This is a genomic window from Mesorhizobium kowhaii (assembly GCF_003253745.1).
Lineage (GTDB): Bacteria > Pseudomonadota > Alphaproteobacteria > Rhizobiales > Rhizobiaceae > Mesorhizobium > Mesorhizobium kowhaii.
In genome coordinates, this window is sequence record NZ_MZXV01000051.1 from 403478 (window position 1) to 428773 (window position 25296).

Sequence of the window (25296 nt, forward strand, 5' to 3'; positions counted from 1 at the left end):
TCAACGGCTTCGCACCGCGCCGCGGAACAGGCGGAAGTTCAGCCAGATGGCGATCAGGATGATCGTTCCGGTCACGATCGGCGTCAGGAAAGGCGATAGATGCGCCAGGATCAGGCCGTTGCCGATGATGGCCACGGTAAGCGCACCGAGCACCGTGCCGACAATCGTTCCGCGGCCCCCGAAGAGACTGGTGCCGCCAAGCACGACGGCAGCGATCACTTCGAGCTCGAAGCCTTGCCCGGCATTCGAAGATCCGGATCCGAGCCGGGCAGCAATGATGATCCCGGCAAGCGCCGCCGCGGCGGCGGAAATCACATAAACGAAAAGCGTCATCAGTCGCGTGTTCACACCGGCGCGTCTCACCGCCTCGGCGTTGGCGCCGATGCCGGTCACATAGCGGCCGAACGGCGTCTCGTTGAAGGCCAGATAGGCGATCGCGAGGATCACCAGCGCGATGAGCGCCGGAACTGGCACGCCAAGGAACCAAGCTCGGCCTATGACCGTGAAAGGGCTTCCCGGTTCGACGGGGATGGAGTAGCCGCCGGTGATCAGCAGCGCCACGCCACGGATCACCGAAAGCCCGGCAAGCGTGACGATGAAGGCCGGGATGCCCTCATACGCCACGAAATAACCCTGCACCGCGCCAAGCAGGGCACCCAAGGCGAGCATGGCGAGGATGACCGCCGGCCACGGCAAGCCGAGCTGCAGAAGTGTCGCCGACAGCGTTGCCACCAGCGCCAGCACGGAGCCGACTGAAAGATCGATGCCGCCCGTGGTGATAACGAAGGTCATCGCCGCGGCGACGATGAGCAGCGGCGATGACTGCCGCAGGATGTTCAACAGATTGGGCGATGTCAGAAAGGCGTTCGTCGCCACCGAGAAGATGATGCAAACGACAAGAAAGAACAGCGCAATCGACACGACACTGCCATTGGCGAGCATCATGTCTCGCCATGTGCCTTCCCGCATCTTTCGCGACTGAGCGGAGTGGGTCGCTTCGCTCATGCCGGCGCTCCATCGCGATGGCGGTTGGTGGCCGATCGAGCGTTAAACTTGCGGCCAACGATCAGGTTGACCACGTCCTCGATATTGGTTTCGCCGATCAGCCGCTCGGCGACGTTGCGTCCTTCATACATGACTTGAATGCGGTCGCACACGAGGAACAGATCCTGGAGGCGGTGGGTGATCAGAATAACGCTGACGCCGCGCGCGCTCACCGTGCGGATGAGGTCCAGCACAGCCTCGACCTCGGCGACGGCAAGCGCTGCCGTTGGCTCATCCATAATCAACACGGACGGCTCGAACGAGGCGGCGCGGCCGATCGCAATCGACTGTCGCTGTCCGCCGGACAGGTTTTCGACCTTGAGCCGCGTGTCGGCGATAACGATGCCAAGACGGTCGAGCATCTGGCGCGTTTGCTCGTGCATGCGCTTCTTGTCGAGAAAGGAAATGCCGGCGATGCGCCGGCGCGGCTCGCGGCCGAGAAACAGATTGCCGGCGACGTCGACGGTGTCACAGAGCGACAGGTCTTGATAGACCATCTCCACGCGCGCTGCACGCGAGTCCGCCGGCGAACTGAAGGTCACCGGCATTCCATCGATCTCGATCGTGCCGGCGTCGGGGATAACCGCCCCCGACAGCACCTTGCTCAACGTAGACTTTCCTGCGCCATTGTCGCCGACCAGCCCCAAGACCTCGCCCGGCTTCAGCGTTAGGGACACGTCATCGAGCGTCTGGATGGCGTTGTAGCGCTTTGAGATGCCGCTCATCCGCACCCGGTAGGTCTCGCCACTGCTCATCTTGGATCCCACGGGATTTGCAAAGAGTCCGCGGCGTGACTCTCAACAGGCGCCGCGGATCGGTCGTCGATGCAGTTTACTGGAACATCGCGCGGTATTGGTCGACATTCTTTTTGGTCACGATCGTCACCGGAATATTGATGATCGGATCAACCTTTTCGCCCTTCTTGAGCTTGGTCAGCGCTTCGACAGCGGCCTTGCCTTCGCCCGCCGGATCCTGCTGGACGACCGCCACTACCCAACCATCGTCGATGCCCTGAACCGCCTGCTTGGTCAGGTCCCAGCCGAACACTTTGACGTCGCCGGTGCGGCCCTGGCTGGTCACGGCCGAAACCGCGCCGAGCAACGCCGGCTCGCCGGTCGCATACAGCGTTGTCATGTCCGGATTGGCGGTCATCAAATTCTCCGAAGCGCTCAACGCGGTCTCCTGAACATTCTGGCCGTCGACCGTGTCGAGGAAGGTGACCGCTTCGCCGCTGTCGGTGACCGCCTTCTTAAAGCCGTCGAGCCGCTGGTTCTGGATGAACGAATTAAGCGCGCCAACGATACCGATCTTGGCTTTGCCGGCCATCTCGGACTTCACATAGTCGGCGTAGAATTTGCCGATGTCCTCGCCGGCCTTGGTATTGTCGACGCCTATGAACGAAATGTTGTCGCCATCGGGAATCTGCGCGTCGATGGCGATCACGGGAATGCCAGCCGCCTTGGCGGCGGTGATTGCAGGCTTGACGCCGTTCACGTCGATGGCGACCAAAATGATGCCGTCGACTTTCTGGGTGATGTAGTTCTCGATCGCGTCATTTTGCGCGCTCGGCACGTTGTTGGCATTGAAGATGACCAGCTTGGCGCCGGCGGCATCGGCCGCCTTCTGCGCACCCTCGTTGATCTGGTTGAAAAAGAGGGCTTGCTGGTTGATGTTGACGAGAGCGAACGTGTCGGCGAGCGCTGATCCCATGGCTGTTGAGCAGATGGTAATGAAGGCGACGCAACCGACGAGAAGTTTAAACAGACGCATTTGCGGTTCCCCTTGCTTGCGGGCCAAACCTCATTCGGCTGGTCCCATTGGCGCTTCAGCACGAGGCAAACATTCAAGAGACTTGAATATTTGTCAATGCGTTTGAATGCCTGCCTGTCGATCAGAAAGTCGCCGGCGTGTTGACCCAGAAAATGCTAGCTCGCTTCCCGCCGATGTTGCGGTAGTGATGCGGCAGCTCCGACCTGAACACGAACGCGTCGCCAGTGGCGAGATCATGGCTTTTGCCGTCGACGATCAACTCGATCCGGCCAGCGAGCACATAGCCAACTTCCTCGCCGACATGCTGGATGGGACCCTCGCTCTCTCCGTCTGTCTCGATATGATGGATATTGCACTGCAGCAGGTGGCCGGACGAATACGGAATAACGCGCTCGAGCGAAATGCCTTCCCCGCGTCTCAAGGCGTCGAGCGTGATCAATGGCCGCGCGCCTGCACGGAACACGATCGCCTCGTCGTCGTCGACCTCCTCGAACATCCAGCCGATATTGGTGCCCAAAACTTCGACCAGGCGGTGGAGCATAGGTAGGGACGGCGAAGCCTTGCCGTTCTCGATTTTGGACAAAAGGCTTTCGGAGCATTTCGCAGCAGTGGCCAGCGTCTTTAGCGTCATGCCACGTGTCTGGCGGGCGAGGCGCAACCGCGTTCCAAGCCGCGCGGCATTTACGGTGGCGTCCATTTCGGACTCTGGCCGTCGCCGATCGATTTTGTTCATCCGTTCGCCAACCATTCAACAGTCAAGGAACAACTGTCGCGCGAGCAAAAGACAGCGGCGGCCGATTTGCAAGTGGTGATCTGTCAATATCGACACTGCAGACGTGGCCGCCAGCCCGATAACGCGGACACCGCAAGAAATTCAGTCTTACCGCTCGCTCGCAATCATGGCCTCTATTTCAAAACGCACATTGCGCAAATCGGTGAGCCGCTCGCGGCTGAGAGCCGGAATGCCGATGGACCGCCCTGAAACCACAGTCAGCGCGTTTGCCGCCGTCAGGCGGCGCAGCGCCTCCCTTACCGGCATCGGGCTGACGCCGAAGGCGTCGGCAAGACTCTGAACGGTGGCGCTACTAGGAACCGCAGTTGCGGTCTGGACATCCGTGATTACTTTCATCGGCGCGATGATTGGTGGCATCGCAGGCAATGCCTTCGGATCGAACAGAAGGAATCGAGAACTCGAGCGGGAGCTTAAGAACGAAACGGCAGGCTCAAAAGCACCTATAAAGGTGACCTAGAATGCCCTACATCAGGAAATTGAAATCCATGTAAGTCATTGATATTGTTTAGAAAAATGAAACTGGCTGGGGTTCTTAGAAGCTTTTCGAACTTTCTGTCTTGCGCCTCCAGTCGAAATGCGCGCGCTTATGAAGGAGGTGGGAAGTCTGGATCCGCTGTGGTGCAAACTTGATCGAAGCACTCATTCTAGGCTGCTTGTGCTCCGAAGGACTGCGAACTTGCTGCGGAAAGAACGACTGAGTTCCTGCCCAGTCGCTAAACCCGAGATTCATAGTGCTCCGTCAAGTCTTTGATTCAAGCTACCGCTAGGCGGCAACCAACCCCCTGGCCGTATCAATCTCCTAAGCTGGTATCAGGACGGCGAGGCGGTGCACGCCGACCTCCTTGCTTGTGTTCGTCCGGTCTTGCCCTTGGAGCAGGTGTATACGTCACCTTCCTTTAGCTTGAATTCCTTGTCTGCCTTCTTGATGGTGAATGCGCCGGAAGTAATGGTGCAAACCATGTCGTTGTCCATCACGGTTTGAGGCGCGTTGGCTGAAAGACCACGTCGACACTCGAGATGCTCTTATAGGCGGGAATGTCGGAGGTGCCGGTGCCGACCTCAACCACTCTGACGCCGGGCGCAATCTCCTTGCCTTCCTTCGGGTCGTACTTCTTGGTTTTTGCGGAAGCGGCCAGGGTGAACAAAGGCGATGCCGCAACGGTTGTCAGACCGAAGGCAATTGCAGACCTGCGATTCATGGCTTTCATGGCATCCTCCCGATGCTCGTCATGGTGCCGGCAGCTTTTGTCGTTCTATCACGACAGGGACCGCGACAGTGCCGATGTCAAGGCGATCGCAGAAGCCAAGTTGGCGGAAATCGATAGGAAAATCGCCGAACTCGTCCTCAACCGAAAACCCCCGGCTTCGCGAGCGCTGTAGAAACCGCAGCCGATGGATGTCGGCGACCGAATAGTCGCGATAGCCATTGTCAGTGCGCGTCGGGCGCAGCAGGCCGATATCCTCGTAGTAGCGGATCATCTTCGACGGCAGGCCTGATCGCTCGGATGCGATGCCGATGTTCAAAGCTGAAATCTCCTTCTGCCGTGAAGTTAATCCTTCCATCTACTGGAAGGTCAAGCCGAGGCGATAATCCGGCCACGGCCGTAATCGAGCAGACAAAACCAGCTTTCGGGGACGGGTGGCTAACGATCTGCTCGCCGATGGGCAAGCCCTGGCGGCAGCGCACAGCCACACCGGGCATAGCAATGAAAGCCGCGCCGTGGGACCGGGGTAGCTTGGTTCGGTCGGAAACTCAGGCGGCGCCTCCGGTGGAATCTCGGGAGGTGTCTTCCCAGGCTGCGGGATGGGATCAGGTGAAGGCGGAGGCACGCCGGGTGGCATATCCGGCGGCGTCTCTGGCGGAATCGGCGGCCGAGCCGGCTCTGGATTGGGATTATCGGGCGTCGGCTCGGGGTTGTTTGGATCGGGATAGTCCATGATAGCTCTGCCTCGGTGCTTTCAATCTCCTAAACGGTCACTGCGATGCAGTGTTCCAAAAACGCAAGGCGGGAAGGTTGCCATTCCTTAAGTCCGACCTTGACCTCGCTGAACTGGCAGACCTCGGCATGCGGCCGCGTCAGTGTCGGCAGATCGCTGGCAGCGGTCGGATGGGGTTCGGTGGTGGCGATGCTCCTCCTTCGTCAGCGCCGTGATGCTTGCTGGGGTCGGAAAGGCATGGAAGGAACTGGTGCGCGATCTGGCCGAACTGCTCGATAAAGCGGAAGACAAGTAGAATTTCTTCCGGGTCGGCGCGGGGTGCAACTTACCCTTTATGCGGGGGTGGCGAGGGATGCTACTTGCCCGGCATCGGGCCTCCCTTGCGGTCTGCGCATGCAGGTCGGCTACTTTTGGTGAGGAACAAAGTCCGCTCTTGCGAGGTTAATATATTAGCGGAGGCTGATATGCTTGCGACTGTAGGCGCGGTGTTGGCTGCCAGGAATAGCGACGCGGTAATTCTTGGGGTGCTTGATCTCACCAACAAGACGGAAGCCAAGCTCGGCGCCACTCGCCTCGGGAACGCCATTCAGTTCGTCGCCAATGCGTCGGTGCTTGGATATGACGTCCACGCTGCGATGGTCTTCTATGGCGAATGGGGCACGCCAAGCCTGAGAGCAAAAGACTGCGAGCAGTTGTGGGCGCAATATGGTGCTGCCCTGCTTCAGCCATAGGGGCGCCCGTCAGGCTGGCTCTTCGGACAGAAGGAACTGGTCGCCAATCGCAGCGTTAGGCCTCCAGCCAACCGGAGGAATGTCATGGACGACGATCTGCGCATAAAATTGAAGGAACTCAGCGACAGCATGCAACCACGGCGGCAGAACTCGCATTGCCCGGCGGCAACACCGATATTTCCGCGCTGATGTCGGGCATTGCGGTGACCCTCGAGGCGCTGCTGGTGATAGCCGAAGAGAGCAAGACTCCGCGATCCGGACCGTCAGTCGAGACTGTGACTTCGCTAACTGATTGAAGCCTAATGGGTGGTGTGTGACTGGATTTATTGTGACCACGATTGACGGAAAACAGCATCGCGGCCAGAGCGAAAACGTTCGGTTGGCAGGCCTTGTGGATCAGCTCGGTTCCAAAGGTCACTTCGAGCTCTTGGTCGTTTCGGCAGAGGCGGGCGCTCCCGGCCGCGAGACCAACACGGTCTTCTTCAAGCACGGGATCATATCTATCAGCGAAAGAACCCAGGAGACGACGATCACACCAGGTCCGCCGCTTGCTGGATAGGTACAACTTCCCCTTCATGCGGGTGGCGATCCCCGCGTCGCTCCGGCTGGTGGCTCTCGGGCCAGAATGGCGGAACATTGAAGCGGTGGCAGAGTTCTGGGGAAGCCTGGTCCCTCCAGGCACCTGCTGGTGCGTTTCAGGCGTCCAGTTCCAGCGGCTCGTGAACAGGATCGTCACGGGCGTGAAGGCGGTCACCGCCGAGGTTACCAGGTGGAAGCTCATGGGGCTCGGCGACCTTGGGCGTCACCGGCATGGCAGGCGGCTGCGTTGGCATCGCTCATCACGGCATACTGGTCGGACATCTGGCGCGTGCTGCGAGGCGGGTGATCAAGTCGAGTGGCCCGGCCGTGGCGCAGGCGCAGGCACGGCCGGCCGAAACGCGCGCTGGCGAGGCTACTAGCGGCCCAGCGGCCAAGGGCGGGGGGCTTGGGTTTTTGACCACCGGGCCTAACCGGCAAACGGGTGCCGGCTGGCAAGATTATAGGCCGTTCTCGCCTCATTGGTAATTTGGCTAAAAAGGCACGTCCCTCAATTCGGATGAGCCGGAGTCATGGCTTGCCGACAACGTGCCCACGCTGGGCCCTGCGGCGCTTAGAAAGCGCATGCAGTAGGTCCGCTTCGTCGGTGATCCCATTCCGGAAAACGCCGACGATTTCCTCTGCGAGTTCTTCCCTCTGTTCCTTGTCTTTTGGGGCTAGACGGCGCTCGTTACATAGTTGGTCGAACACCCGCTGGAGCAAGTCCAGATCAGCGGGCTCGAACACTCCGCTATAACGCTGCAGTGGCATTTTTGCCGTCCCTCAAACACGGCTGATGCGGGATCATCTCACATGATGGTTTTGACGCGAAGGACTTTCCATGGGGAGACCTGACACGATTTCGGCATTGCTAGTGGCAACCAAGCCCTCCGCCGCTCGTTGACTATGCTGGTTGATCCCAGCGCACTCCATGACCCTGGCCCGCTGCCTCACGGTGGCGGGCTTTTTTGTGCCAGTTGGAACGGTTTGTTATTCGGCCCGTTTTGGCTACGCATCTGTGTGACGCGGGTGCACGAAAGTTGTTTCGACATCTTTCGGGGGCCCGTCACTGCTTCCTCAGTGGCGGGCTTCTGTTTTTGCCGCATCCAGTTTCTTGAAGACGCCACACCAGAACCGGTAATCGGCCTTCCGTCCAGCAAAGTGCGCCTCCAACGCGAAGCAAGCCAAAGCCGTCTTCGCTTGGTCCCCGTAAAGTTCGATCGCGGCGGAAATGGCTCGTTCCGGATCAGCGAGTTCTGCCACGGTCAACGCCGGAAAGGCTCCGCTATCGGTCGGCATTCGAAGGCCTCCTGTATCGTGCCATCGGAGCTTAACACGACGGCTTCACGCGTCCAGTTCAAGCGTTCGTGCCCTGGCTGATCGTGCCATATGACTTGCGGTAGCCGTCACTTGACCTCATGCAACCAACCCTGAGCCAAGCGCTCCCTCGCAGGCTCGAAGATCGATCAGCTTTCAGAAGGCGCGTCACGGCTCCTCCGTGGCGGGCTTTTGCGTTCACGGCCCGAGATCGAGCGGTTTGTGCCGGGGATTTCATGCTAAATGATTTGCCGAAGGTCCCGCATATCAACCAACTGGCCGCAGGTTGGGCAGGATAGAAATTCTCCCGCGCATCATCCGGTTCGCCACTATGGCGCTGGCCGGGAATGGGCGGGCCGAGTTCGCTCAGCTTTGTCATCACCATCAAACATTCAATTTGCCTAAGAGTTTATCCCGCCTTTGATGCCGACCTTGGTGGAGAAGCCTCCCGAAGGCGACAGAACCGCTCACAGCTCATCATCGACGAGGACGGCGCCAGGATCTATACGCGTATCGGCCACGACTCAGGCTTGCTAGTCGAGCGGCGGGTCGGCGAGGAACGATGCTGCAATCAGGTCGTCCCCATCGATGCGGCCCTGGCTGTCCTCCATGACGGCAGCGACCTTCTGGAACGTCTTGATTTCGCCATCGGTTATATGGGCTTCCTGCAGTTTGATCTTCAGGTCAGCAAGGCGCGCTACCAAGGCATGGGAGGCATGGGATTTTTGAGGTTCAGGCCTAAACATCGGGATGGTCATCCGTTTCATTTGAGATGGTCGCCACAAGGGGTGACGGGTTTCAGCCGCAGGACTGGTCGAGCCGATAGCGTGAACTAGAACGCCCTATATCCCATAGGTCAGGGCAACACAGATCGCCGGGACAAAGATCAGGCAGATCGCCATTCCTACAACAACCGCAATGGCGAGGCGCTCGGTCCGCCTGACAAGGTCAGCGATTTTGTCGTCGTCGGTCAAATAGACGAGGTCCAGGACCGAAAGGGCTCCCGGGGTACGAGCATCGTTGTCATTTGCGGCATTTTCCGGGGCATGGCCCGGGTCGTCATGTGTACTGGGGCTCTGGACAAAGGTCACTGCATGCCTCGCTTCTCACTATCTCACGCCGTCAAAGAATGGCGTGGCCGCTGACGAAAGGGCTCGTGCTCGGCGGCTCGGTCCTAACGTGCCGGCCAGGCATCGGTTGCTCCATAGGACTTCAGTCGGACCACGGCCCAGACCTTAGCCTCGCGGCGGAACGCAATGCAGCGGGGCTCGTTGGTGACCCGTGATTATTCGAAAAAGGAGAGGAAAATCATGGCTGACGGCCCAACTGTTGTTAACTCGGGAGGTGGCGGCGGCACTGCGGTCGCCATTGTTCTCGGTATCATCGCAATCGTGGTTTTGCTGATATTCACCGGCGTCATCAACATCCATGGCGGCGGCGGACAGGACATCAACGTAAAGGTTGAAGCACCCAAGGTTGAAGCACCCAAGGGTGAAGCTCCGGCCGCGCCTGCCCCGGCGAAGCCGGCCGCACCTGCTCCAGCAGCACCTGCTAACGGTGGCTGATGAATGTAATAATGCAGGGCTATGGAACAATATATGAGAGATAGAGTTAGTTCACGTCAGTAACCTAACTGCCAATTTGACACAACAAAGAAAGATTTGTCGTGAACACAACAAAGAAAGATTTGTCATGAAAAAGTATCTTGTCAGTGCAGCCGCAGGCCTCGTGCTTGTCGCTGGAATCGGCGCTTCCCTCGCGGAAAACGTCGTGATCCTCAAGCCGGAACAGCAGACCGTAGTTCGCGAATACATCCACAAGCAGAAGCTCGCATCCGTCAGCCTGCTTGGGGTCGAACTCAACGTCGGCACCGCGCTTCCGGACACGGTCGAGCTTCACGCAATCGACGTGCCCGACGTCAAATACAAGTATACCGTTGTCGGAGATCATGCAGTTCTCGTGGATCCGGATACACGCAAGGTCGTGCAGATCATCGAGTGACGCCGGCACCGCCATTTCATCCCTATGGCTGGGTTGGGACTTCAGTCTTGGTCCAGCCAATAGGCTTAGTTGCGCAGTTGCTAATATGCCCATAGTTTTGGCAGCGCGGGGAACACAACCCCTTCCCGCAGTGTGACCGGTGCGGCTTTCGCATCCCCAAGATAGCCCCAAGGCCGCACCGGCCATCGTATCAGTCGCGCGCAAAGGCTATACTTTAGCGATGTCTGAAAAGCCCGTCACAACCTACGTGGTGAGCGTGTTCGTGAAGCCGCACTGGCGCACCGTCATCACCACCAAGGACAAGCAGGCGGCTTTCGATATGGCAAAAGAGATCGGGGACAAGGTGCGGGTGGAGACAATCACGCCGAAGCCGAAATAAGCGGAGGCGGGCCCGACACCTTTGGGTTTGGGAACTCCGAGACGCCGGGCCCTTGGACCGGAGAGACGGGTGAATCCCCCAGGCCCCGTCTATAATGTGCTCCTAATATAAGCCGGTGGCAAACGCCCGCTTTGCGTCTATTTCTTCCCCAGCCTTACCCCAGCGCCGCCATTCTCGGCGATGCCTTCGGCGGTGATTGGACCATGACCATCACCCTGCATCAACCTTCGCTGGCGGGCGGCGCTCGGCGCCTGGTCAGGCGATAGTCGACGTCAAGGCCGGCGCGCGTTGGGCGGGGGGCCTGTTGGGGTAAGGCGCCGGGTAGGCGGTTGGGCTTCCTACAAACCGAACTTGGGGCAACCGGGGTTGAGGCTTCGGCCGGGCGGCGGGCAAGACTTAAGTCTGATCGAAAAACGCAATGGTCTTACTGATGACGTTGCATGGAACAGCCTACGTTCACAGATGTTGTTTCTCGGAAAAGTTCGGAGAAATCAGATGGATAGAAGTGTTAGTCAAGCGCGCTGGTTGCTCGCACCGCTGTTCGCCACGGCCGTAACCTTTCTCGTGATCGGAATCGTTCTTGGCTGACACTTTTGCAGATCGGCGCAGCTACGTCCCTTCCTGCGCTGATAGGGTTCGCGAGCCGCCGGCGAGCGGACCCTAGTTCTTCAACTTAGAGAATAGGTGAACTGATGTTTCGTGACAAAGAGAGCCGGTTCCTAGAGGCAGGCTTACTTGCAGCAGTGCCTATATGCGTAGCCATCACGGCACTGATCGCCTTGTTGACTTTGGCCAGGATATGAATCGGTTCCTTTTCATGGCGGCCGACTTTCTATCTCGGCCACCGGGTTTCTACGTGATGCTCATAGCCATGGTATTGTGCACCGCCCTGGTGCCCTTTGGTCTGACAAATGCGGTCACCTATGCCCTGTCGGTTGCCGCCATCGTGATCACTGGTGTTGTCCTTATACAAGGCTATCGCGACACCGCCGCCATCCACGCCAAACTCGATGAGATCATCGTTTCACTAGACGAAACCAGAGACGTTGTCGGATTGGAGCATGCCGAGCCGGAGGAGATCAGGGAAAAGCTTATGAAACTCGAAGAAGAAGCGGCCCGAACAGTTGGATCTGCCAGGCGCGAGCTTTCGGAAGCAACAGGAGAGAGATTATGAACAATATCATTTGGCTCGTTGGAGCGGTGGTCGTCGTATCGGTGGTATTGAGCTTTTTTGGCCTCCGGTAGGCCGATATGAGCATGTCCGTCGACCCAATACCGGCATCTGGCTGGCCAAGGCGTACACTGCGGAAGATGGCTTCGTCATCGGGATGGAACTTTCAATTCGTCTAAAATGTTCCGGTTCGTCGCGCCGTTGATGCCTACCTTGGTGGAGAAGCCTCCCGAGGGTGGCGATTGGATTCACGAGGTCAAATTCGATGGCTATCGCTCGCAGCTCATCATCGACGAAGCCGGAACCAGGATCTACACGCGCAACGGCCATGATTGGACGGCCAAGTATCGCGATCTAGTGAAGGAGGCCAAGGGCCTGGCCGCCGAAAGCGCCATCGTCGACGGCGAAATCATCGTTCTGAATGACGCCGGCCTGTCGGACTTCGGTGAGCTGCGCAAGGCGATTACACGCCGGCAGCATGACCTCTATTTCGTCGCCTTCGATCTGCTGCACCTAAACGGCCACGATCTAGAGCCCGGCGGACGTATCCAGTTCAGTGAGCCCCTGCCGGGCGAAGCCAAGGCCATCTTTCATCTGGTCGACCAGGCCGGACTCGAGGGCATGGTTTCCAAGCGGCGGGACAGCAAATACCGCAGCGGCCCGTCGACGAATTGGCTGAAAGCGAAATGCTATGCGATCGACGAATATGAACTGCTCGGCGTCGAGCGTGAGGCGGGCAAGCCGGCTTTTGCACTGATGGCCGACAGGGCGACAGGCAAATATATCGGGTCGGCTTTCATCACCTTGAACCGAGAGATGCGCGAACGGCTTTGGACACGCGTCCAGGATCACGCAGGCACCGCGCCGAAGGGCATGAAGCGGCCGGCGACGCAATGGGTCAAGCCGGGCATCATTGGTCGCGTGAAGCACTTGCGCGGCGAGGAAGATTTGCGGCATGCCTCATTGCAGGATTTCCGGGAGGTAGATGATGGCCGTGGCTAAGAAGGACCAGGAGCGCATCACATACGCGTGGATGTACGGTGCGCAGGCTCGCAAGGACGGCAAGGAGCGCGTCGTGCCACAGTCTTGGGACGAATACGCCGACGCGTGGCTGCAGGGTTTTGATGGCGAGGCTCTCACCGGCGGCAAGACCAAGCCGGGTAAGCGACCAACTGGAAGCGGAACTCGACGAAGCTGGGATCCGCAAACCAGTCTGAGTAGGTCGACTTGTCAACTTTCTCCTTCTGCGCAATATTTTTTGCGGGGAAGGGGACGATGCGCGAACTGCCACGCAACATCGATGCCGACGTGGTGCTGGCCATTGGCCGGATGCTCGACGACCATGCAAAGCTGGCGTCGGTCTCGCTCGCGGATTCGGTGCTGCAAATCCGCAAAGAGCACACAACCGCGCTCACCGACCTTGATATCGAGGAACTTGTGATCGAGATGGCCGCGTCTCGCGGGCTCGCTGTCCTACTTGACCGAACAGCAAAATAAGACGCTGTGATCGACTCTCTCAAACGCTCGTTGCCATTGAAGACTCGGTCTATGGCTTTGGCTCGCGACTAGCCTTTTCAGCCGACGGAACGTTTGTACCAGCCCGGTGTTATCAGCACGATCCCCGCATAGGGATCATAAAGGGCCTTGCCCCTCTTTGGCCCTAGTTTGAGTCCGCTGTCTCCCCGGCAGCGGACGCATTTCTTTAATTTCCGGAGCCTCATAGGGCACTTGCCGGCGCCACCGATTTCAGGAATACATTCCTCGTTGCGGCGTCCCCTTCAACGGAGTTCGCCATGCCCCAAAAGACCCTCGCCGACACCCTGGCCGCCCGCGAAACCATGTATGTCAATTGCGGGCACCCGATGTGCTGCAAATCCACAAAGCTCGACATCCAAGCGCTGGTCGACAGGCTCGGCCCGGATCACGGCTCAATGCACTGGGATTTGGTCGGGCGCTTTGGCTGCTCGGATTGCAAGGCCGCAGGCCGTGATCGCCGGTCGGTGTTCTTCACAGTCATTCCTGACTGCGAGGGCCAACAGCGGGAGCGCAATCGCGACTGGAAGCCGACTTTCGATAGCGCCAAGCGAGGGGGCGCGACGCGACCTTGATCAAAACGCAATTCGATCTGCTGGTTCGATCGACAAGTGGAATATTAGAGAATGCTAAAACATTTGTACGGTTTCAGACGGTGCAAGACTCTTGGTTGATTTAGCGCGATAATTTCGGGCGCAAGGTTCGGGTGATACTGGCAGGAGGGTGCTATGCGAGAATTGCCATTAGACATTGATGCAGATGCTGTGATCGCAGTCGGCCGATATCTGGATGATCATGCGAAGACCACCGCAGTTTCGATATCTGAAGCGCTCCGTGTAATCAGGCGTCGCGTCAACAAATCGCGCGTCGGCGAAATGTGGCTGGAGGAGATGATTGTAGAAAGCGCCGCAGCCAGAAAGCTTGCCCTCTTGTTGGACAACCACAATTAAGGGCGCCGGCTTGCTTCGTGTTCCTGGCTAGAACACAGGCGGGCGCCAAGGACGTGCGAGGCAGCGGCCGGACAGAACGCGCGCTGGCGGGGCTCTATGTGGCGCGCCTCCCCGATCGCCTCGGCGGCGAGCTTAGAGACCATTGCGCTGCATAAACTTTGACGTCAGAAGTGCGACCGCCAGCGGCAACATAGATAAGTACGTCACACTTTCATTGCTTGTGAAGAGACCCCAGACGAGCATGACCAAAAACAGGACGTAGCAAGAGTTGACAGTTGCCCGGCACAGGCCTTTCACCCCTATCCTGAGGCGGTATGTGCCAACAGTCAGGTTCGGTGCCGTCAGGAGAACTATCATGATGATCGCGATAGCAGCGGCAAAAGCCCCCATGACGTGGATGTAAGAGAACGCCATCGTCCCTTCCTGTTGCGCTCCGTATCCCCACGCTTAAGCATCGCGCTGGTTACAGGCAAACGCAAGCTTCGCCCACCGCAAAGGGTACGCTGGTGAGGCTCAGTGTGGAGCGCTATATCGGATCGATGGCGAAGGGCTGGACATTCCAATCTCTGATCGACGCAAAGATGACCGTATGGCGCACTGCCACCGTCCGCCATGCAACCACAACCAGGTGCTCAATCTGGTGAAGCTTCGCGATCGGTTCGGACCTGACGCGCCGGCAATGGCGGACGACCTCATTCCGAAGCTGAGATGCGCCAAGTGCGGCGGCAAGAAAGTCGGGCTGATCTATACGCCCGACACCAGCCCGAACGCTTATGGCAAGGCCAAGGGCGGGCGATGACAGACAAACCGGGGATGACCTACATCGTGAGCGTGTTTGAGAAGTGAGAAGCCAAATTGGCGCACGGTGATTACCTCGAAAGACGAAGCCGACGCGCAAGCGATGGCGGAAGCGATCGGCGACAACGTCAGGGTCGAGAAGATCAGGCCAAAACCGAAGCGCTAGGGCGCGTGATCCAAGCTTAACAATACGACGAGAATGCGCAATAATCACATTGCTCGGCCATGTGTAGGTTGACCCTCGCTCTCGCCAAGGAGATCGGCGACAAGGTCCGGGTCGAAGAGATCACGCCGAAGGTGAAGAAGCGGCGCTGACTGTCAACAACGGTTGCCGTATGCGGTGGCCATCCCGCCGGCTGAGTGGCGCCTAGCCGCGCTTAACGAACCTGGTTATCCCTACGCGAATGCGTTGGCCGTCTGCAAACGAGCGGGCGTAGGATTCCACTTCAAACGTGCTGACATGTGCCTTGCCGTTGATCACGACGCGCACAAACCATTCGCCCATGTTTTCGATGACTTCGACGCCCTCGGGCTCAATATTTGATTGTTCTGCTTCAGCCATGGTTTTCATCCCTAAATAGGGCGAAAGCACCTGAGTTGGCTTCCAAGCGTCCGTGTGGCGTACGAGGCGGGCGACTTGGGAAGTGTACGCTTCCGACAATCGGTTAGCGAGTCATTCCGCCGTGTAATCGCGGAAGCCTTTGCTTAAGCGCCCCCGTCTGTCTCGCTTTCCTCATCGATCATCCGGACCGGCAGATAGGCGTTTGTTTCCAGCCACTCCCGCAGCACGATCTGAATGAGATCTGGCCTGCTAATTCCCATCTCACCGGCAATGGAGTTGAGCGCATCCTCCGTCGCCGGCTCCAGTGGCACGCTAGCTACATTCCTTAGCATCAAGGCAGCGCGTCGAAGGATGATTTGCAGATCCGCCCGCGGCATGTCGGCGATGCGGTCGGCGGTGCTCTCAAGCTCTTCGGCGATGGAAAGACGTGTCACTTCGCCTTCCGCTTCGCAGGCGCCTTCTTGGCTGGCACGTCAGGCGCAGCCTTACGACCTAAACCACTTGCCTTTGCCAGGGCTGATCGTTTCGCGGCGTAATTCGGCGCGACCATTGGGTAATCACGCGGCAAGCTCCACTTGGCGCGGTACTCAACTGGTGTCATGCCGAGCAAACCAAGGTGCCGTTTCATCGTCTTGAATTTGCGGCCGTTTTCGAGGCTTACGATGTAGTCGGGAAACACGGACCTCTTAGGGTTGACCGCTGGTGTTTGCGGCTCGGCTAGCCCTGCTACTGGCTGGCTGAGGCCGGACATTGCCCGGTGAACCGAGGCAATCAGTTCCGGCAGACTTGCAGCTGGAATTGGGTTGTTGCTGACAAATGCCGATACAATTTCGACGGTTAGTTCTGCTAACTCAGCGGCGCGATGGTCGGCTTCGTCGGTCATATGCTGGCCCCTTCGTTTATCTGATCAATGCCTTATTAGGGTGCTCTTAAGTGCGCAACCTGACGCCCGGCCTGCCATGGTTCAGGAACTCGATGCCGGCCTCATCGAGGGGCCGCCTTCAAAAAGGATCAACGCGCCCAATGCACTTGTTTACATCAAAGACCTATCTTGGGAGGCCACGACTTTCTTGCCGCCCTGAAAAACAAAGGCGTCTGGACTCAGATGAAGCAGTCATTTTCGGCCGCTGAATTGGCTGGACTGCAGCTCAGCGTCGTTAAGGATCTCGGGCTTGGTCTTCTGAAAGAGTGGGCGAAATCCAAGGTCGGTTTAGGCGGCAGCTAACCGGTCGGCTCGTTGATCAGCGGCACAGTGCCTTTCGGCCGGCGGAACTTCCTCACCCGTTCGACCGTGCTGGTCTCGACCGTGACGCGCCCGAGCACCTGCACGGTGACACGGCCAAGATCCTCGTCGACAAAGACGACATCGCCCTCAAATCTCATCCTGTCGCCTGGCTTCGCCTTTGGATCGACGATCGAATAGGGATTGTTGGCCGTGAGGATGTGCAGGGTCACGCGATCCTCGATGCGCTTGCCCACAGTGGCGAAGATCGCCACCCTGTCACCGATATTGATTTCCCGCGCCATGCATTGGATTCTGGAGCGGCGAGACTGGTTGTCAAGAGATTGCTAATATATGCGCTACAGCCGCACGAGGTTATCGAGGTGCAGGCGAAGCCGTAGACCTTCCGCGAAGGCTAGGGCGTAGGATTCCAACTCGAATGATTGGGATAGTTCCTGGCCATCCTCAACCACGCGGACGAACCATTCGCCGCAGGCTTCGACCACTTCAACGCAAGGGTGGACATTGCCGTTTGGTATCGCGTTATCCATCGCATGCCTCCCGCGCTAAATCGCCTGCCCCTGAACATCAAGATGCTCACAATGGGCGCGATGGCGCTTTGCGATGATGGCTGGCGCTGCAGCCGCTGGCAACACGTCCGCACTCGACGATCCGGCAAAGATGTCGCCGTTCGTCACCGATGCCGGCATGAAGACCATGAAGTCCGAGGCGGACTTCAAGACGGCATGGATGGCCATGAAACCCGATGAACAGAAGGCGATGATGGGCGGCTGAATCTAGGCCGAACCGTCGAAGGCGGGCACCGGGTCCGCCTTCGAGTTGACTGCGGGCCGGCGCCCTCGCGCGGAGGTTGCCATAAATGGCATCCGCCGCGCTCTCAGCGATGATACTTCGAGCTACATGTTGCTGGCCGGCCGAACCGGAGGCGATGGTCGATGCACTGGCCTCTGTTGCGGGTTCAGCGGAATGTTCGGTGCGGCCCCTGCGGCTGGTTAGCCGACTAGGGACTTCAGTCTTAGTTGAGCTATCTCTAATATGAGAATAGCGTAGGCAGAGAGCCACAGATGTGGGCTGGGCCAGGTCCCGTCGCTTCGCAATGGGGCGGCGGGCCTGTGGACGGAGCGGCCCGGCTGCGGGTTGGGATGGGGCTAGGCGACGTACCTTAACACGGCGACCAACTTCGCGGCTCGGTGCCCTATGCCCTGCCGCCGTCTCACCCAGTCGGCTTTTAATGCTTAATTCACCATGCGGCCTCAGTATCCATCCTGCGGCGTAGTTACAGTACCGCATTCTTAGGCAACACGGCCCGTCGCTCAGATCCCCATCAAATCTGGCGACGGGCCATTTGCAAATCCGGAGATATTGGTTCGAGCGGTGCGGCAGCCGTGGCGCAATCCCGGCGAGCTCTCACTAGCCACAGACAGTATTTGACGTCGGGCGCCGAAGGAACTTTCAGCGTTCCGATGAGGCGTCGGCGGGCGGCGGGGTGGAACTTAAGGCTGATCGAAAAACGCAATGGTCTGATCCATTACATTGCGCGGAACACGCCTATTCCCTCGGATGTTGTTTCTCCGGAAAGTTCGAAGAAATCAGATGGATAGAAGTGTCAGTCAAGCGCGCTGGTCGCTCGCACCGGTATTTGCGGCGGCCTTCACCTGCCTAATGATCGGAATAGTTCTTGGCTGACGTTTTTGCAGATCGGCGCAGCTATGTCCCTTCCTGGGCCAGCCGCGCACGGTCGCTACGCATGCACGCATCCTCCCACCGCCGCCATTAAATAAGTTTGAGCTAAAATAGTTCCGGAACTTTTACCGCTGTGGGCTGTTCGATTGCCCATGACCAAGCTTTCGCAACTCGGGCCGCCGATCGTCGGCCGACGCCATGGCGACCGGCCGAAGGATGCTGGCGACCATATCTACACCTGTCCGACTTGCGGCCAGCCGGTGGACCAGCGTGATCTGAGGCAGGTCATCTGGCACAATCAGCCTGGGCACGAACCGCTGGAGACCTGAGGCCGTGCGGCTTGCTGCGCCTTCGAGGCGCACGTTGCGAGAGGGGAGAGCGGATTTCCGTTTCTGGCGTCGCGTCTTCATGGAGCTGGCAAAAAGGGAAGTGAGGACAGCGAGACGGACGGGAGCGCGTAGGCAACCGAGGATTCGCACGGGCGAAAGTTGCGCGCGACGTTCGCAGAATGAACGATAGATCAGGACAGCACCGACGTCATGCACCTTGTCGCCAATCTCCTTGGCCATCGCCAGCGCTCTTTGCCTTATCCTCCTTGGTGGTTAGCACAGTGTCCCCCGTCATTTCGAGCAGAAGATGTAGTGGTGCGGAGTTTTTATCGTTTTACACAATCCTCAGTCGCTAGACTCGCGCGACACACCGGGCGTTAATTTGATGCAGCGCCAGAAGGAAAAGGTCGCAAACTGGGAGGTTAGTAGTCCATGAATGACGATTTCGGCATCGCCAAACATTCTGAAAATCAGTCATACGAGGTTACCTCTTTCGCCCAAAAATACGGCCTAACGATCCCAATTGCGGACGCCGTGCTTTTCGCCAAGGGACCGTCGCGGACGGCATGCGAAGCTGCCGCGTTGGCTTTCCTCTGCGCTATTGCCGCGCATGCCAAAAAACAGAGGGCGCAATAGGTCTGTCAGCCAGCCCCCGATTCAGCAATCTATCGCTGGGCGGCGCGGTGCCGCCTAGGGAGCACTGCGGCGTTCACCGACGCGTGAATTGATCAGACGTCCCTGTCCATCACTATGGTGACGCCTCGAGCCGCAGCCATCTTTGCGATAAGCAATCGGCATCCGACCGCATCGATCCGGTTTTCTGTCGGATTAGAGAAATCGCCGTGGTGACAGCAAGTGGAGCCTCCCCATTCGCCCCTCTCAAAACTGCGTCGGCCGCCGCCGCAAGGTTGCAGGAGTCTGGTGCAACTGTAATCCTCGTGACGAGCCACCTCCATGACAAAGGTCGCGGCCCATAAACCAATCCGAGTTCCCAATGCCGCTCTCGCCGCCATGCTGCACGCAGCCAAGATCCTTCGTGACATGGAAAAGCCCGCGCCTCTGGCGGAGAGCGCGGGCCCGATCAGAGTTGCCTCCGATCTTCAGCAGGCGATGGGAGGGCCATCACCTGCTGCAAGCACACAAACTGTTCGTGATCGCTAGTGTTCCATGGCTTGGTTGCCTCGAAAGTCGGCCGTGAAGCCGCGTCGGGTCACAGCTTGCGGCAAGGCTGGGCGGCAAACGCCACGGCGAGCCGCACCGCATCGCCTGGAACAAGGTGCAAAACATCGGTGTGGATATCCAGTTTGATATCGACGTCCACGAGACATCAATCTTCGACTGGCAGGACTGGTTGCAAGACGAAATCATCGGCCGGAACCCGGAGCTTGATGATGACCACCGTCAACCTCGAACATCTGGCCGGTCGACGCGTGCTCTCCCAGCGCGGAAAGCATCGGACAGATCGAGGAGATCCGTGCCGAACAAAATGGCAATGATCTCGTCATCACAGAGTACCATGTCGGCATTCACGCCGCGCGCTCGAGCGGCTTTCCGCCTCCCTAGGCACGGTGCTCGATCTCTTCCGGTTGCGCCGTCGCAATGGGCTTTACCAAATCCCCTGGGACCAACTGGACATTTCCGATCCCGAGCGGCCGCGGTTGCTATGTCCCGATAACGGTGCTTTCCCGTATGGCGGGCGAAATCGACTCGCGCGCTAAGAGGAGGCCGAAATGAAGCCGGCCGGTTGCCGACGGGTGAAAGTCCTGGTTGTCTGCGCGTACCGGCTTGATCAGACTTCAGCGTGCGCTTGCTTGCCCAAGGCATGAGGTTGGGGGTCTCGCCCGCGGTGGCCACCGCACCAGGCACGCCGCCAAACGTCCTGACGCTCGATTTGGGCGCACGCGCACTCCCACGTTTTGAAAGATTGCCGACACGCTCAAGCATCACCGCTGCACTCTGCGGCGGCATTCCGAATTGACGGCCGGTTCCCAGTCTTGTGCAGGTAGTTGAGCAACTTTGCAGGCGCTAGGGGCCTCACAAAGCTTTCATCGCTTCCTGATTTCAGCAGCGCGATATGCTGGCACCGGCGCGATTAACGCGACGACGGGGAGGGCGCTCGTTTGGACCTCCTTCCTATGCATACTGCAAATGCCATATGATTGTGCGGCCGGCAGTGAGCAGCCAGCGTCCACCGAGGTCTGCGCGGCAAGTTCGAACATTTCATTCACGTCACTGGCCAGCGCACTAGCGAACCCGTCGACCGCATGGATGTGCTTAAGCACCAGATAAAACTCGGCATCCCTGCGAGCATATCACGATCAATGGCTTCATAGGCGTTGTTTCGGCAGCCGCCATGGCAGAACGCACATCTCTTTAAGTATTGGTCGGTCAAGCGATCCCCCGATTTCCAGCAGGTTTCGCTCTCACACTCACATTCTCGATTCCGGCCTGGCCTGGCCTGCGCCGTGAAGAAACCCCGCAGTTGTCACCTCCCGTCAATTCGACGAGGCTCGGATTCTGTTCCTCAGACACAGAATCAACAAAAACGGCTGTCACGAAGCGGACCTCATCAGGGCAACAGCATCGGCGCTGGTGGAGGGACAAAGAAACACACGCATCTGCACGCGAGCGTTTGCGGCGGACATCGGCTCGCGCGAAGCCGAGCAAATGTGCGCAAGCCGGTGCTCGGCGCGTTTTGCCTCTATCTGCTTTCCAACAGTCGGCTAAGGAGCATTGCGCTTAACTGCGACCGCGGCCGATGGTCCGATGTCGTTGTGTGGCGCACAAGATCACCGGGACGACCCCGCATATCTCTAGGAGACTTGACTAGGCATGTCAGCAGCTTTGAACCGAACGGTATTGTCGCGGATTCTGATCGAGATGGGTCTGTTCTCCGCGGTCATGAATATCCTTCTGCTGGTCCTGCCGCTCTACATGCTTCAGGTTTATGACCGAGTGCTGCCTGCAAATAACATGGATACTCTTCTTTACATGACGTTTCTGGCGCTCGCGGCGCTGTTTTGTTTCGGTTTGCTCGAGATCGTCCGTGGACAATATGCCAGCCGGCTTGCTTCGCGGCTGGATGTAGCATACGGAGGCCCCTCCTTTCTCGCCGCCATGAACGGCCCGCGCGCGGGGCTCGGCGACGTCCAAGCATTGCGGGATCTCGCCACGTTGCGGAGCTTCATTGCCTCGCGGACGATCTACTTCCTTTTCGATCTCCCCTTCGGGCCGTTGTTCGTAGCCCTTTTGTTTTTCATTCACCCCCTGCTATTTCTCGTAACTGTCGTCGGCGCGGTTCTGATGATCGTGCTCGCGTTGCTCAATCAGGCCGCAAGTTCACGCCACGGCAAAACTGCGGGAGAGAACCTTTCCAACTCAATGAACTCCGCGCAAGCTTTCGCGCGAAATTTCGAGACCATTCGCACACTCGGAATGGCGACCAATGCGCTGGAGTTCTGGGGCGAGCGCTTTTCCGGATCGGTCCGTGCCGCCGATCGGCTCGCCCGGATCAACACATTCTATAGCGCAGTGTCCCGCGCTGCACGGTCGGTTCTGCAGATCGCGATTCTCGGAGTCGGGGCTTATCTCGTGCTGAATGAGCAAATGACAGCTGGAATGATATTCGCGTCCTCAATGATCTCGGCCCGGGCGCTGCAGCCACTCGACCAAATAGTCGGCAGCTGGCGCCAGATCGTGGAAGCCAATATTGCGTGGAAAAGAGTATCCAGCCTCGTTGGTCTGCCTAGGCGTCTTCAGGCTGTGGCGCTGCCCTCCCCGAGGGGCAAGCTGACAAGTGAGCAGTTAGTATATTACGTGCCGGGCGCGGCCGAGGGCAGCTTGCCTTTAATCAAGCGCCTTTCATTTGCTGTCGCCGCGGGCGAGACCGTCGCCATCATCGGGCCGAGCCGTGCGGGCAAGTCCACCCTGGCGCGCCTCCTCGTTGGCGCTATCCAGCCCCGCTCGGGCGCAGTCCGTTTCGACGGCGCCGACATCCGCAACTGGGATCCGGAATCCTTGGGCCGCCATATCGGCTATCTGCCGCAGGAGGTTGAGCTCTTCCCTGGTACGATTGCTCAGAACATCGCACGCTTTGAGCGTGACGCAGCCGACGAGAAGGTGATCCAGGCGGCCGCGCACGCGCAAGCGCACCAGATGGTGCTTTCCCAGAGGGACGGTTACTCCACGATTATCGGACCCATGGGTGTGCGTCTTTCTGGCGGAGAGCGGCAGCGTATCGGGCTTGCTCGCGCCTTCTACAATGATCCCAGGCTCTTGATCCTCGACGAGCCAAATGCCAACCTTGACGCGGAAGGCGAGGCGGCGCTCGAGCGTGCCATCGTCCAGGCGCGCTCTCGGAAAACCACGGTTCTCATCATCACGCATAGGCCGTCCATTGCGGCCAAATGCGACCGGATACTGCTGTTGCGCGACGGCCAGCTTGAACTTTATGGCCCGGTGAAGGACGTGCTCGCCCGTCTGGCACAGGATAGTCACGCTGGACCGCGACCGATGGCGCCGCAAGCCCGCGGCGGGGAAGCTGTGGTGCCTTTCACGCGCTCCGACGCAGCGGCAGTCGGCACATGAGTAGAGCCATGCAGAGCACGGCAAAAATTTATCGCTGGCAGGACGACATCAATATCCGCACAGAGAAGATCACATTCCTAGGTGGAGCAGCCGTCGCCGCATTCCTGTTTGCCTTCGGATTGTGGGCCGCGATGGCGCCGCTTGCAGGCGCGACAATTGCGCCGGGCGTCGTCGCGGCAGCCGGTCAGAACGTCATGATCCAGCATCTCGAAGGCGGTGTCATCCACACGATCAGGTTCAAGGAAGGCGACCGGGTTCGCCGGGGACAGGCCCTGATCCAGCTTGACCCAACCTTGGCGCAGGCGCAGCTCAACCGCGTGCTCAAGCAATGGATCGTTGAACGAGCCGAGATGGCGCGGCTTGAGGCGGAGCGTGACGGGTTGACGGCAATCGTCCTGCCGAAGGGCGTTGGAAGCTACGCGAGCACCTCGGAGTTCAGCGATGTGTTCACGGAGCAGAACAAGGAATTCCAGGCGAGGCTCGCGCGCCATAACGCAGAACAGGAAATCCTGAAGCAGCGCGTAGCCGCCTTGCAGGACTCCATCGTGGGATTGGAGGCCCAGAAGAAGGCAGCGATAGATCAACTGGCGATCGTCAACGAAGAAGCCAACCGGAAGAAGGGACTTTTGGAAAAGGGACTCACCAAACGGTCGGAATATTCAGATCTCCTTCGCAGCGTCGCCGAGCTCGTCGGCCAAACCGGCTCGCTGGAGGCTCAGATCGCGAGTTCGGTGACTCAGACCGTTGAAGCGCGCCAGCAGATCGAGCGGCTGACGACGAGCCGGGTCGAGGACGCGGTCGCTGAGCTCAACAAGGCGCGGGCCCAGGTTGCGGATCTGGAGGAGCAGATCAATGCCACCCGCTCGGTGCTCGAGCGAACCACGATCCGAGCGCCGGTCGACGGTATCATCGTGCGCTCCGTCTACAATTCCGAGGGAAGCGTCATGCGCGCCGGGGAGGTCGCAATGGAGCTCCTGCCGACCACCGACGACCTGATCGTCGAAGCCCAGATCAAACCGCAGGACATTGATTCCATTCGAATTGGGCAGGACGCGAACATGATGTTCACGGCGCTTGATGCCCGCTCCACGCCCAAGGTTCCCGGCAAGGTGTTCTACATCTCCGCAGACCGCCTCATTACCCCCAATACCGGGCAGCCCTATTATACGGTGCGTCTCAAAATGGCAGACAAGCTCCCGCCGCAGGTCAAACCCGAGCAAGTCTATCCCGGCATGCCAGTCGAGACCTTCATTTCCACAGGGGAACGTACCTTCCTGGTATACTTATCGAAGCCCTTGATGGATTCATTCCAGCGCGCCTTTCGGGAAAATTAGGATCCGCTTTGCACCTCGCCAATCAATGGCGCTTGATGGATGGCGCAGGATCGTCAGTCGCTGTTTTCATTCACAACACCGACTCGGCCGACAGGACGTTGATTCTTTCCCCGTCCGGCCGTCGGCGTCACGAGCAGGCCTCCACCTCGGAGGTGCTTATCCACAGCTGGTTCTTTCTTAGCCTTTGTTCCTGCGGCATTTTCCGCCCGCCGCATTTTTGCCCTGCCAGTGCCAGATTGAGGCCCCATTGCTCATAGAAACCACCGACCCAGACAAGCCTTTGGAGGGGAAACGTCATTTTTGTGTACCCGGCTGCGCCGCATTCTATGCGCCAGTCGCTAACGCGGATGCATTCTGGGTGGGGGGCTCACCGCACACCTTGGATGGTATTTTATGTCTGACTTACTGAGCTCGCTTGTCGGTCCGACCGTTTCGGTTTCGGAGTCGTCTTCGTTGGGGGGCGCGTTCGCGCGGTATGAGCAGGATTTCGCCACCTATAATGATAGCCACTGGGCGGCTGACGGCACTGACTGGGCCTCGGCGAACTATTACGACCG

The 25296-nt window shown here is 58.8% G+C and carries 31 protein-coding genes and 3 pseudogenes; 18 read left to right on the forward strand and 16 right to left on the reverse strand.

The genetic code is table 11. The features are described from left to right. The 6 genes and pseudogenes from B5V02_RS24530 to B5V02_RS41875 form a co-directional block, all read right to left on the reverse strand. Entirely contained in the window at positions 1–1005 is a 1005-nt protein-coding gene (locus B5V02_RS24530) for an ABC transporter permease (protein ID WP_111546618.1), read from the reverse strand. Continuing rightward, positions 1002–1799: an ATP-binding cassette domain-containing protein gene (locus B5V02_RS24535; RefSeq protein WP_111546619.1), complete on the reverse strand. Its 798-nt coding sequence runs from the start codon at positions 1797–1799 to the stop codon at positions 1002–1004. Before B5V02_RS24535 ends, B5V02_RS24530 begins: the two co-directional genes overlap by 4 nt. 76 nt (positions 1800–1875) lie before the next feature. Beyond that, positions 1876–2814, reverse strand: a complete 939-nt coding sequence (locus B5V02_RS24540; RefSeq protein WP_111546620.1) for an ABC transporter substrate-binding protein — start codon at positions 2812–2814, stop codon at positions 1876–1878. A 121-nt stretch (positions 2815–2935) separates the two neighbouring features. Next, positions 2936–3547 carry a cupin domain-containing protein gene (locus B5V02_RS24545; protein ID WP_111546688.1) on the reverse strand — a complete coding sequence of 204 codons (612 nt, stop codon included), beginning with the start codon at positions 3545–3547 and terminating at the stop codon, positions 2936–2938. A 156-nt stretch (positions 3548–3703) separates the two neighbouring features. Then, positions 3704–3892 (reverse strand): annotated as a pseudogene (locus tag B5V02_RS24550) (GntR family transcriptional regulator); the annotation flags it as partial. Positions 3893–4578: 686 nt separating this feature from the next. Next, entirely contained in the window at positions 4579–4815 is a 237-nt protein-coding gene (locus tag B5V02_RS41875; protein ID WP_245446150.1) for a hypothetical protein, read from the reverse strand. Here B5V02_RS41875 and B5V02_RS42775 point away from each other — a divergent pair. Further along, the gene (locus tag B5V02_RS42775; protein WP_425374413.1) at positions 4814–4987 is read left to right on the forward strand and encodes a MerR family DNA-binding protein; all 174 of its coding nucleotides are present in this window, start codon (positions 4814–4816) and stop codon (positions 4985–4987) included. The two genes, B5V02_RS41875 and B5V02_RS42775, sit on opposite strands and share 2 nt — an antisense overlap. Here the strand turns inward: B5V02_RS42775 and B5V02_RS41885 are convergent. Further along, positions 4949–5131: pseudogene (locus tag B5V02_RS41885) on the reverse strand (MerR family transcriptional regulator); the annotation flags it as partial. The gene B5V02_RS42775 and the pseudogene B5V02_RS41885 sit on opposite strands and share 39 nt — an antisense overlap. Before the next feature lie 878 nt (positions 5132–6009). On the opposite strand from B5V02_RS41885, the gene B5V02_RS24565 reads away from it, so the two are divergent. Together B5V02_RS24565 and B5V02_RS24575 are read left to right on the forward strand one after the other, a co-directional pair. Next, positions 6010–6276 carry a hypothetical protein gene (locus B5V02_RS24565; protein WP_111546622.1) on the forward strand — a complete coding sequence of 89 codons (267 nt, stop codon included), beginning with the start codon at positions 6010–6012 and terminating at the stop codon, positions 6274–6276. A 328-nt stretch (positions 6277–6604) separates the two neighbouring features. Then, positions 6605–6835, forward strand: a complete 231-nt coding sequence (locus tag B5V02_RS24575) for a hypothetical protein (protein ID WP_111546623.1) — start codon at positions 6605–6607, stop codon at positions 6833–6835. Positions 6836–7929: 1094 nt separating this feature from the next. Here B5V02_RS24575 and B5V02_RS24590 read toward each other — a convergent pair. The 3 genes from B5V02_RS24590 to B5V02_RS24605 form a co-directional block, all read right to left on the reverse strand. After that, a complete protein-coding gene (locus B5V02_RS24590) occupies positions 7930–8151 on the reverse strand; it encodes a hypothetical protein (protein ID WP_111546624.1) in 222 nt (73 codons plus the stop codon). Between the two features lie 551 nt (positions 8152–8702). After that, positions 8703–8927: a hypothetical protein gene (locus B5V02_RS24600; protein ID WP_425374416.1), complete on the reverse strand. Its 225-nt coding sequence runs from the start codon at positions 8925–8927 to the stop codon at positions 8703–8705. Between the two features lie 84 nt (positions 8928–9011). Continuing rightward, positions 9012–9260 carry a hypothetical protein gene (locus tag B5V02_RS24605; protein ID WP_208647131.1) on the reverse strand — a complete coding sequence of 83 codons (249 nt, stop codon included), beginning with the start codon at positions 9258–9260 and terminating at the stop codon, positions 9012–9014. A gap of 219 nt (positions 9261–9479) precedes the next feature. Between B5V02_RS24605 and B5V02_RS24610 the strand changes: the two genes are divergently transcribed. The 8 genes from B5V02_RS24610 to B5V02_RS24650 all read left to right on the forward strand — a co-directional run bounded on the left by B5V02_RS24610 (position 9480) and on the right by B5V02_RS24650 (position 14203). Next, entirely contained in the window at positions 9480–9734 is a 255-nt protein-coding gene (locus tag B5V02_RS24610; protein ID WP_111546690.1) for a hypothetical protein, read from the forward strand. A 127-nt stretch (positions 9735–9861) separates the two neighbouring features. Continuing rightward, the gene (locus B5V02_RS24615; RefSeq protein ID WP_111546625.1) at positions 9862–10170 is read left to right on the forward strand and encodes a DUF1236 domain-containing protein; all 309 of its coding nucleotides are present in this window, start codon (positions 9862–9864) and stop codon (positions 10168–10170) included. A gap of 220 nt (positions 10171–10390) precedes the next feature. After that, positions 10391–10549, forward strand: coding sequence for a hypothetical protein (locus B5V02_RS40775; RefSeq protein ID WP_208647132.1), 159 nt, complete (start codon positions 10391–10393; stop codon positions 10547–10549). Positions 10550–11348: 799 nt separating this feature from the next. Next, the gene (locus B5V02_RS24625) at positions 11349–11723 is read left to right on the forward strand and encodes a hypothetical protein (protein ID WP_111546627.1); all 375 of its coding nucleotides are present in this window, start codon (positions 11349–11351) and stop codon (positions 11721–11723) included. Between the two features lie 201 nt (positions 11724–11924). Further along, positions 11925–12722: an ATP-dependent DNA ligase gene (locus tag B5V02_RS24630; protein ID WP_245446152.1), complete on the forward strand. Its 798-nt coding sequence runs from the start codon at positions 11925–11927 to the stop codon at positions 12720–12722. Positions 12723–12995: 273 nt separating this feature from the next. Then, positions 12996–13217 carry a hypothetical protein gene (locus B5V02_RS24640; protein WP_111542766.1) on the forward strand — a complete coding sequence of 74 codons (222 nt, stop codon included), beginning with the start codon at positions 12996–12998 and terminating at the stop codon, positions 13215–13217. A 296-nt stretch (positions 13218–13513) separates the two neighbouring features. After that, positions 13514–13828, forward strand: a complete 315-nt coding sequence (locus tag B5V02_RS24645; RefSeq protein WP_111546629.1) for a hypothetical protein — start codon at positions 13514–13516, stop codon at positions 13826–13828. A 153-nt stretch (positions 13829–13981) separates the two neighbouring features. Continuing rightward, positions 13982–14203, forward strand: coding sequence for a hypothetical protein (locus B5V02_RS24650; protein WP_146606144.1), 222 nt, complete (start codon positions 13982–13984; stop codon positions 14201–14203). A 132-nt stretch (positions 14204–14335) separates the two neighbouring features. Here the strand turns inward: B5V02_RS24650 and B5V02_RS24655 are convergent, their stop codons facing one another. After that, a complete protein-coding gene (locus tag B5V02_RS24655) occupies positions 14336–14617 on the reverse strand; it encodes a hypothetical protein (protein WP_111546631.1) in 282 nt (93 codons plus the stop codon). Between the two features lie 175 nt (positions 14618–14792). Between B5V02_RS24655 and B5V02_RS24660 the strand changes: the two genes are divergently transcribed. Next, positions 14793–15002: a hypothetical protein gene (locus tag B5V02_RS24660; protein WP_245446154.1), complete on the forward strand. Its 210-nt coding sequence runs from the start codon at positions 14793–14795 to the stop codon at positions 15000–15002. A gap of 366 nt (positions 15003–15368) precedes the next feature. Here the strand turns inward: B5V02_RS24660 and B5V02_RS24665 are convergent, their stop codons facing one another. The 3 genes from B5V02_RS24665 to B5V02_RS24675 form a co-directional block, all read right to left on the reverse strand. Then, positions 15369–15563, reverse strand: a complete 195-nt coding sequence (locus B5V02_RS24665) for a hypothetical protein (RefSeq protein WP_111546691.1) — start codon at positions 15561–15563, stop codon at positions 15369–15371. Between the two features lie 143 nt (positions 15564–15706). Then, on the reverse strand, positions 15707–15997 hold the full coding sequence (locus tag B5V02_RS24670) for a hypothetical protein (protein WP_167458642.1): 291 nt from the start codon (positions 15995–15997) through the stop codon (positions 15707–15709). Beyond that, positions 15994–16446 (reverse strand): Ros/MucR family transcriptional regulator, encoded by a 453-nt coding sequence (locus tag B5V02_RS24675; RefSeq protein ID WP_111546632.1) that lies wholly within the window; start codon positions 16444–16446, stop codon positions 15994–15996. The genes B5V02_RS24670 and B5V02_RS24675 overlap by 4 nt, the downstream gene beginning before the upstream one ends. A gap of 168 nt (positions 16447–16614) precedes the next feature. Between B5V02_RS24675 and B5V02_RS40780 the strand changes: the two genes are divergently transcribed. Then, positions 16615–16788 carry a hypothetical protein gene (locus B5V02_RS40780; protein WP_167458643.1) on the forward strand — a complete coding sequence of 58 codons (174 nt, stop codon included), beginning with the start codon at positions 16615–16617 and terminating at the stop codon, positions 16786–16788. On the opposite strand, the gene B5V02_RS24680 is transcribed toward B5V02_RS40780, so the two are convergent. After that, the gene (locus tag B5V02_RS24680; protein WP_111546633.1) at positions 16785–17090 is read right to left on the reverse strand and encodes a hypothetical protein; all 306 of its coding nucleotides are present in this window, start codon (positions 17088–17090) and stop codon (positions 16785–16787) included. The genes B5V02_RS40780 and B5V02_RS24680 overlap by 4 nt on opposite strands. A 54-nt stretch (positions 17091–17144) precedes the next feature. Continuing rightward, positions 17145–17336: a hypothetical protein gene (locus B5V02_RS24685; protein ID WP_111546634.1), complete on the reverse strand. Its 192-nt coding sequence runs from the start codon at positions 17334–17336 to the stop codon at positions 17145–17147. A 30-nt stretch (positions 17337–17366) separates the two neighbouring features. On the opposite strand from B5V02_RS24685, the pseudogene B5V02_RS24690 reads away from it, so the two are divergent. From B5V02_RS24690 to B5V02_RS24715, 5 genes and pseudogenes are all read left to right on the forward strand, one after another. Beyond that, a pseudogene (locus B5V02_RS24690) lies at positions 17367–17571 on the forward strand (hypothetical protein); the annotation flags it as partial. Between the two features lie 1070 nt (positions 17572–18641). Continuing rightward, positions 18642–18818 carry a hypothetical protein gene (locus B5V02_RS40785; protein ID WP_167458644.1) on the forward strand — a complete coding sequence of 59 codons (177 nt, stop codon included), beginning with the start codon at positions 18642–18644 and terminating at the stop codon, positions 18816–18818. Between the two features lie 432 nt (positions 18819–19250). Further along, complete coding sequence (locus B5V02_RS24695) at positions 19251–19454, forward strand: hypothetical protein (RefSeq protein WP_111546635.1); 204 nt, start codon at positions 19251–19253, stop codon at positions 19452–19454. A 2196-nt stretch (positions 19455–21650) separates the two neighbouring features. Then, the gene (locus B5V02_RS24710; RefSeq protein ID WP_111546637.1) at positions 21651–23405 is read left to right on the forward strand and encodes a type I secretion system permease/ATPase; all 1755 of its coding nucleotides are present in this window, start codon (positions 21651–21653) and stop codon (positions 23403–23405) included. Between the two features lie 8 nt (positions 23406–23413). Next, positions 23414–24739: an HlyD family type I secretion periplasmic adaptor subunit gene (locus B5V02_RS24715; protein WP_111546638.1), complete on the forward strand. Its 1326-nt coding sequence runs from the start codon at positions 23414–23416 to the stop codon at positions 24737–24739. Positions 24740–25296: the final 557 nt, after the last annotated feature.

What these genes read in the sequence shown, in the direction of transcription:
- B5V02_RS24625 (WP_111546627.1), top strand. Translation starts at nt 11,349, where the DNA reads ATGAATCGGTTCCTTTTCATGGCGGCCGACTTTCTATCTCGGCCACCG.
- B5V02_RS24535 (WP_111546619.1), bottom strand. Translation starts at nt 1,799, where the DNA reads ATGAGCAGTGGCGAGACCTACCGGGTGCGGATGAGCGGCATCTCAAAG.
- B5V02_RS24710 (WP_111546637.1), top strand. Translation starts at nt 21,651, where the DNA reads ATGTCAGCAGCTTTGAACCGAACGGTATTGTCGCGGATTCTGATCGAG.
- B5V02_RS24565 (WP_111546622.1), top strand. Translation starts at nt 6,010, where the DNA reads ATGCTTGCGACTGTAGGCGCGGTGTTGGCTGCCAGGAATAGCGACGCG.
- B5V02_RS24545 (WP_111546688.1), bottom strand. Translation starts at nt 3,547, where the DNA reads ATGAACAAAATCGATCGGCGACGGCCAGAGTCCGAAATGGACGCCACC.
- B5V02_RS40775 (WP_208647132.1), top strand. Translation starts at nt 10,391, where the DNA reads ATGTCTGAAAAGCCCGTCACAACCTACGTGGTGAGCGTGTTCGTGAAG.
- B5V02_RS24640 (WP_111542766.1), top strand. Translation starts at nt 12,996, where the DNA reads ATGCGCGAACTGCCACGCAACATCGATGCCGACGTGGTGCTGGCCATT.
- B5V02_RS41875 (WP_245446150.1), bottom strand. Translation starts at nt 4,815, where the DNA reads ATGAAAGCCATGAATCGCAGGTCTGCAATTGCCTTCGGTCTGACAACC.
- B5V02_RS24665 (WP_111546691.1), bottom strand. Translation starts at nt 15,563, where the DNA reads ATGGCTGAAGCAGAACAATCAAATATTGAGCCCGAGGGCGTCGAAGTC.
- B5V02_RS24530 (WP_111546618.1), bottom strand. Translation starts at nt 1,005, where the DNA reads ATGAGCGAAGCGACCCACTCCGCTCAGTCGCGAAAGATGCGGGAAGGC.
- B5V02_RS24660 (WP_245446154.1), top strand. Translation starts at nt 14,793, where the DNA reads ATGGCGCACTGCCACCGTCCGCCATGCAACCACAACCAGGTGCTCAAT.
- B5V02_RS24600 (WP_425374416.1), bottom strand. Translation starts at nt 8,927, where the DNA reads ATGACCATCCCGATGTTTAGGCCTGAACCTCAAAAATCCCATGCCTCC.
- B5V02_RS24695 (WP_111546635.1), top strand. Translation starts at nt 19,251, where the DNA reads ATGAATGACGATTTCGGCATCGCCAAACATTCTGAAAATCAGTCATAC.
- B5V02_RS24610 (WP_111546690.1), top strand. Translation starts at nt 9,480, where the DNA reads ATGGCTGACGGCCCAACTGTTGTTAACTCGGGAGGTGGCGGCGGCACT.
- B5V02_RS24715 (WP_111546638.1), top strand. Translation starts at nt 23,414, where the DNA reads ATGCAGAGCACGGCAAAAATTTATCGCTGGCAGGACGACATCAATATC.
- B5V02_RS24675 (WP_111546632.1), bottom strand. Translation starts at nt 16,446, where the DNA reads ATGACCGACGAAGCCGACCATCGCGCCGCTGAGTTAGCAGAACTAACC.
- B5V02_RS40785 (WP_167458644.1), top strand. Translation starts at nt 18,642, where the DNA reads ATGACCAAGCTTTCGCAACTCGGGCCGCCGATCGTCGGCCGACGCCAT.
- B5V02_RS24540 (WP_111546620.1), bottom strand. Translation starts at nt 2,814, where the DNA reads ATGCGTCTGTTTAAACTTCTCGTCGGTTGCGTCGCCTTCATTACCATC.
- B5V02_RS24630 (WP_245446152.1), top strand. Translation starts at nt 11,925, where the DNA reads ATGCCTACCTTGGTGGAGAAGCCTCCCGAGGGTGGCGATTGGATTCAC.
- B5V02_RS24645 (WP_111546629.1), top strand. Translation starts at nt 13,514, where the DNA reads ATGCCCCAAAAGACCCTCGCCGACACCCTGGCCGCCCGCGAAACCATG.
- B5V02_RS24655 (WP_111546631.1), bottom strand. Translation starts at nt 14,617, where the DNA reads ATGGCGTTCTCTTACATCCACGTCATGGGGGCTTTTGCCGCTGCTATC.
- B5V02_RS24680 (WP_111546633.1), bottom strand. Translation starts at nt 17,090, where the DNA reads ATGGCGCGGGAAATCAATATCGGTGACAGGGTGGCGATCTTCGCCACT.
- B5V02_RS42775 (WP_425374413.1), top strand. Translation starts at nt 4,814, where the DNA reads ATGGCATCCTCCCGATGCTCGTCATGGTGCCGGCAGCTTTTGTCGTTC.
- B5V02_RS24685 (WP_111546634.1), bottom strand. Translation starts at nt 17,336, where the DNA reads ATGGATAACGCGATACCAAACGGCAATGTCCACCCTTGCGTTGAAGTG.
- B5V02_RS24615 (WP_111546625.1), top strand. Translation starts at nt 9,862, where the DNA reads ATGAAAAAGTATCTTGTCAGTGCAGCCGCAGGCCTCGTGCTTGTCGCT.
- B5V02_RS24650 (WP_146606144.1), top strand. Translation starts at nt 13,982, where the DNA reads ATGCGAGAATTGCCATTAGACATTGATGCAGATGCTGTGATCGCAGTC.
- B5V02_RS24590 (WP_111546624.1), bottom strand. Translation starts at nt 8,151, where the DNA reads ATGCCGACCGATAGCGGAGCCTTTCCGGCGTTGACCGTGGCAGAACTC.